Source organism: Oleiphilus sp. HI0132 (assembly GCF_001635845.1).
Genome location: NZ_LWGJ01001070.1, coordinates 1 through 5,722, shown reverse-complemented (window position 1 = coordinate 5,722; position 5,722 = coordinate 1). Strand labels below are relative to the sequence as shown.

Sequence of the window (5,722 nt, the reverse complement as noted above, 5' to 3'; positions counted from 1 at the left end):
CCGCGTGACCCTAAGCGAGAAGATGCAAAAAACCGAACTAAACCTCCTGCCATCAGTCTGCAAACGTTTGAAGAAGCGCTTAGCATTGTGTTGACTCAACATAACGTACTAAGTAAAGGCGGAAGAAATGCCGGATCTTCCCCTCTAACGTTGTTTGCGCATCAATGGCAACATCACTGGCACCCCAGTGTCTCTGAAGACATTGGCGTGCCACGCAACCCGTTCCGCCTCCGGTTACGATTACCCATTAAGCGAAATCGCGACAGCGGGCAATGTTATTTGTATTTTGAACGCGTGCATTACTACCTTGGCGACCTCGCTCGATTAGCGCCAAGCGAAACACATGTCTACGCGAATATGGATGCGCGTGATATTCGCAAGTTTGAGGTCGACACCGAAATGGGCAGGCCTATCGGCGTAGCAACCTGCTCACGTTCCTGGCAACGATTCCCCCACTCCATCACGATCCGAAAATACATCAACAAATTAATTCGCCACGATAAAATTCAGGCGCGTGATCCCTTAGCGGGATTACTGCACTATCTACTTAAACACAAGCAGGAACCAAAGCATGCGTTGAGACTGCTACACGTAGCCACTACATTTCAATCGAACGGCGACGCCCTCGACCTCAATCAGCCAGAACGTGTAAAAGCGAAACGCCAAGCTAAAGCCAATGCCACATGGTCTAGTCAGACGGCTTTTAGCCATCCTGGAGAACCATCATGACGTCCCAGGAAATGCCTTTTCACCCCCTCATCGATACACCGCTAGAGGTCGTATTCGATACTCAAGCATCGCTCCAATTAGAGGAAACAGTGAAACGTTGGCTATGGACCGGAGGAACCGGCGGCTATATTATTGGGCCGGCACGAATTGGAAAATCCTTTGCCGTACGTCGTCTCGTTGATCGCTTGCGTAATCGTCAACAACGTCGCGTTCCGGTGATCTATACCTCCATCAATCGTCGTGATATAAAAACCATACGAGGCGTCTTTAACAATCTATGCTTGAGCGTCAATGTGCCTGTATCGAAATCCGACTCATCGGATGTTTTGGCCGCACGCTTCGTACAACATGCCTTGGATTTAGTTAGCCTTTATCAAACTTATCAGATCGTTCTGATTGTCGATGAAATGCAGCGATTAAGTCTGGATCAACTGTACGCGTTTTCTGAGATTTTTGATGCATTTGAAACCGCTAGAATCCGACTAATGTCGGTGTTCGTGGGTAATCAGAATGAGTCTAATCAACTCTTAGATCAAATTCACCAATCGACAAATGACCATATATACGGGCGCTTCTTTCGTCAACACACATCGTTTTACGGCGTGCAGTCTGAGTCAGCACTCAGGGAGATACTGACTCAATATGATTCCTTTACCTACCCCGACAATGGACCCAGCTTTACCGCGTACTTTCTACCCCGAGCAGTCGAACAAGGCTGGCGATTCGTCAATATGGCTAGCGACATCTGGCGTGTTTATTGTGATCAATTCTGCCAAGAGGAAGAGTCACAACTAACCATGGAAATCTGTCGAGCGACCCTAGACATTCTTCTAATGGACTTCTTGCCACGGTTGACGGTTGTTCACGACTATGACGATGCCCTTATTACTGAGGCCTTTTATGTGGCGGGGATCTGATGATCGTGAATAAGTATTTACCCGACGACTATCTCGTTAATCAAGGTCGTTTCTTTTGGCTACCCTATTTGAGTCAATGGGGACGCTGGCGTATTCAGTGCATGGCCAATCCTGGACTACTCATGCGCGATATACGCCAAGGTAATGATCAAACGATTTTTGCGACGCATGCTGATCTAAACCGCCATAAATTCAAACCAGCCTTACGTCATTGTGCACAATGCAGTGCGCTTTTCTATCATAGCGATATCTATGATTATCCTTGGTTAACGAATTGCCCCATTCATGATACGACCTTAGGAAGTACTTGTTCGCGCTGCCACTCCCCATATCCCAAAACACGACAGGAAATTGCTACGCGCCATTGTCCTCAATGTGGTCGAGGTAGGGATGACCGCATTGAAAAAACACTCGCCTCAATCATCGAGGGCCAGGCATCCCTAGCAGAAAAAATTGACTCGACGGTTGGCTATTTGACTAACCTGATCACTAACATTGATGAAAAACTTCGCATGAAGCTTGGTGACGAGGACAGACTAATACAGAAATTGGGATTGTCGTTCCCATATCCATCACGATTTTCGCCGGAGCATCCGGATTTTTGGGCAATATGTTGCAAAGCAGGTTGGTGCAAGAAAAAGCAGCTAAGAGCAATTCATGGCGTTGAGGTGAGCAAAATTTCTAGCGTCACATTTTATCTTCAGTCGTATGATACAGAAGCACATCGTGACCGATATTTTGAGCAAATTCACGATTTAGAAACGTTAGTCTTAGAGTATGGTATGTCACGTCTGAAATTAATTAGCGGTTTGCTTAAACAGCATCGATTGCTTTCAATTCAATCCTATCGATATCTTTCGATCAACCATTTCCAGGCGTTATCGCCACCTTGCCCTATTTGTTTCGCACTGAGCGTATGGCTAATGCTTATGTTTACATTAACGTCTCACTTCCACAGTGCTAAGGTGCTGGAGAAAAGCTTAGAAGAGATGACCCCTCTGTTCCTTAAACAAACCGGATGGGCTGGTTGCTACACGCTTATACAACGACTCGTCAAAGCATTCACTATCGTTCCCTTATTTGAAAGTCATGCGCTCCGTCACTTTATTGTACCTCGTGCATTCGATGCTTTGCTCTATGCCCTGCTTCGATATGCTATTCATTTTCAACAAACTTTGAACACAAAGGATTTTGAGTACTCGCAGACCTACAGGCTAAAACACGGTGATGAATACGAGACCGAAGATCTAGTATCGATCGCCTCATTTTCTGGATCTGCAGACGAGTTATCATTCTGTTTATCCAAAGAAGATGTACTAAATAAGATCAAAGCATTAGATTGGCCGGCAATAGAAGCTTGCAAATGTGGTCTATTTCAACAAGAGTACCGTTCTTTAGCCCCTCCCATGTTGACAGTGTTTAATGATGTATTGGATCTAGATACGTGCCGTGAGGATAGTATAATAACTTATCTACATAAGTTTCGATCCCATATTAGAGATGATATTGGTGCTGTTCAAGCGTTTGGTATCAACCCATTTACATATCATTATGAAAAACGGGAAAGAATGTTCGGTAAGTCTTCGGTAAAAGGGTTATAAAGGTTTACGACTACTCACATCGCTGAGTCATTTTATGGGAATAGATAACTTAATATTCAAGAACCGACCTTGCTTCTTATCACAAACGATGAGTAAGTAGGCATTAATCTCTAGCTGAGCTAGAAGAAAAGTTCATTGCCTTTGTTCGGATAGCGGACCTTTGAGACTGGTTTGAACCGACTCTTTCAGTTCAGTGATTCCATAAACACTTATCAAGAGAGTTCGGCTAAAACCAACGAAATGAGTTTCATCGGTTAGAAGAAAAAAGCAGATCTTTTTCTTGTGTAACAACTATAGCAGTTACCTTCACAAAGCGGTCTTTTGGCGGGTTTTGCTTTTTGGCAGCTGTGATGAGACAGCCGACATTTTCGAACTATCACATTGTCCGCTTTTCTGTCATTACCGCGCAGGCGGTAATCTATTTTTTAAGTGACGTTGATTGTGCCATTAGCTGCCGTTGAAGCTTGGTTTAGATTTGGCCTAAATATAACATTTACGAACGCTCATGGAATGCTGGCTTTGAGCACAAAGCGCTAGTTTATTAGCTCCAAGATATTTTCGACTGACAACATACCAGGATTACAAGTACGTATGCAAAATTACCGTTTTAATCACTTATTTAGATAAGGGTAATGCAGCCAGTTTTAAAATTGAGCCAATGCTTACACTCGACCTAAAACGCTCTTTTCTCATTGAAACTGTTGTAAAAGGTTATCCCTTTGAATACTCTCACCAAAGATATTTTTTAGCTGTAAAAAACAAACCAACATATTGATTGGAAACCTCAAAGACAATTGGTAAATCATAGCTACAAGATACATTTCAACATTCGCTTTATGTGCAAAGTACGGGTATTTATGCGAGAACCAATTTCAGTCAGTGTATTTCTTTATCGAGAAACTAGAAACCAAAGACAGTATCTGTTGTTAAAGCGGGTACCTCGCCCAGACTTAGCTCTTTCTGGTTTTTGGCAAAGTGTTACTGGGGGGAAAGAGCTAGGCGAGAGCCTTCAAAAAGCTGCGATCCGAGAAGTTTTCGAAGAGTCAGGTATATGCATCTCAAATATTGGTAAGTCAATCTACCAGTATGAATACGCTATTAAACCAGAGTGGCAATCAAAGTACGCAAGAGAGCACAATACTATTCAAGAATTCGTTTTCTCTGCGCCTGTAAGTACCGACCCAATATTATCCAGCGAACATTGTGAGTTTGGCTGGTTCAGTTTTGAGAGAGCTAAAGCAATGTTAGAATTTCAACTTAGCATCAAAGCATTAGCGGTTATTGAGGCTTCGTTAGCTACATAATATACTTAAAAACCCCTTTCCTACCGCACAAAAAAGCAGCGCTGTAGTCACAAAGAGATCAACTCTGTTTATACAATTTTACAACCGAAGGAAGTTTCGTGAAATTATCGCTAATGGCAGCAATATCAAAGAATGGAGTCATAGGGAACGGCCCAGATATACCGTGGAGCGCAAAAGGAGAGCAGTTACTATTTAAGGCAGTCACCTATAATCAGTGGCTTTTAGTCGGACGAAAAACCTTCACGTCTATGGGAGCTTTGCCTAATCGTAGATATGCTGTCGTAACCCGTTCAAGCTTCACATCAGATGATAAGAATGTCTTAGTATTTTCAACGATCGAAGATGCTCTAATCCATTTAGAGAAAATAACAGATCATGCAATTGTATGTGGTGGCGGCGAAATATATAACAGCTTAATCGGCAAAGTTGATACCTTACATATTTCAACTATCGACATTGAGCCCGAGGGGAATATCTATTTCCCGAAAATCCCTAGTAGTTTTAAGCTAGTTTTCACTCAAGACTTCGTGTCCAACATAAATTATAGTTACCAAATATGGCAAAATGATTAAGAGGCCTTGATGCGCCTCCAGTCTTATAGAATAAACTGTTGGGTACGCCTAGATGACAAAGTACGAATTATACCTTTGCGATACAAGTGGAGAGCACACACCTGTTGCAATGTTTATATCCAATACACCTTTTCTACCAGTTTCGGTCGGAGAAAGGTTTGATGACCACGGTTGGGATAGGCTCGATGGTGTTGGACGGATCGCATCCGAACAATCTCCTAAGAGGTATATTGTGCACTCAATTAAGCATACGATACTCACTAAGCAAGATATCTTGACGGTCCAGTATTGGCTAAACTTAGAGCCATATGACGGACCAAGGTCGGCAGCATGGGGTGATTGTTAGTGGCGCCCACCAAGGATCCGCCCCTCTGAGTAAACGCTAATTTCGAACAGACGTTCGTTATCGACGAACTAATTCTATAAGATGTTGCAGTTCGAACTTCACCTACGAAAATATAAAAGTGATCTTAAACAATTAGATCACCCTTGAGTAAGGTGACAAAGCTAATTATGTTTCATTTTATCTAGCCTAACTTTTTCCCCAGAAGTTCTCAAAAACCAGCTCATTCAAGTCGAATTTTTCTGACCATTTTTCC

General features: G+C 42.9%; 6 protein-coding genes. All 6 read left to right on the top strand.

From position 1 onward, the window contains the following. Positions 1-729 (top strand): hypothetical protein (locus tag A3766_RS31125; RefSeq protein ID WP_197479571.1); only part of this gene is annotated, 729 nt, incomplete at its 5' end. Further along, positions 726-1,646 (top strand): ATP-binding protein, encoded by a 921-nt coding sequence (locus A3766_RS13570; RefSeq protein ID WP_068515035.1) that lies wholly within the window; start codon positions 726-728, stop codon positions 1,644-1,646. The genes A3766_RS31125 and A3766_RS13570, both read left to right, overlap by 4 nt. Positions 1,647-1,651: 5 nt before the next feature. Beyond that, complete coding sequence (locus tag A3766_RS13565; protein ID WP_156490580.1) at positions 1,652-3,247, top strand: hypothetical protein; 1,596 nt, start codon at positions 1,652-1,654, stop codon at positions 3,245-3,247. 836 nt (positions 3,248-4,083) lie between these two features. Beyond that, a complete protein-coding gene (locus A3766_RS13560) occupies positions 4,084-4,551 on the top strand; it encodes an NUDIX domain-containing protein (RefSeq protein WP_082865354.1) in 468 nt (155 codons plus the stop codon). Between the two features lie 98 nt (positions 4,552-4,649). Continuing rightward, entirely contained in the window at positions 4,650-5,123 is a 474-nt protein-coding gene (dfrA, locus tag A3766_RS13555; RefSeq protein ID WP_068507422.1) for a trimethoprim-resistant dihydrofolate reductase DfrA, read from the top strand. Between the two features lie 52 nt (positions 5,124-5,175). Beyond that, positions 5,176-5,469, top strand: coding sequence for a hypothetical protein (locus tag A3766_RS13550; protein ID WP_068515045.1), 294 nt, complete (start codon positions 5,176-5,178; stop codon positions 5,467-5,469). Positions 5,470-5,722: the final 253 nt, after the last annotated feature.

Excerpts from the sequence above, each read along its gene's own strand:
- A3766_RS13570 (WP_068515035.1), top strand. The coding sequence starts at position 726 with ATGACGTCCCAGGAAATGCCTTTTCACCCCCTCATCGATACACCGCTA.
- A3766_RS13560 (WP_082865354.1), top strand. The coding sequence starts at position 4,084 with ATGTGCAAAGTACGGGTATTTATGCGAGAACCAATTTCAGTCAGTGTA.
- A3766_RS13550 (WP_068515045.1), top strand. The coding sequence starts at position 5,176 with ATGACAAAGTACGAATTATACCTTTGCGATACAAGTGGAGAGCACACA.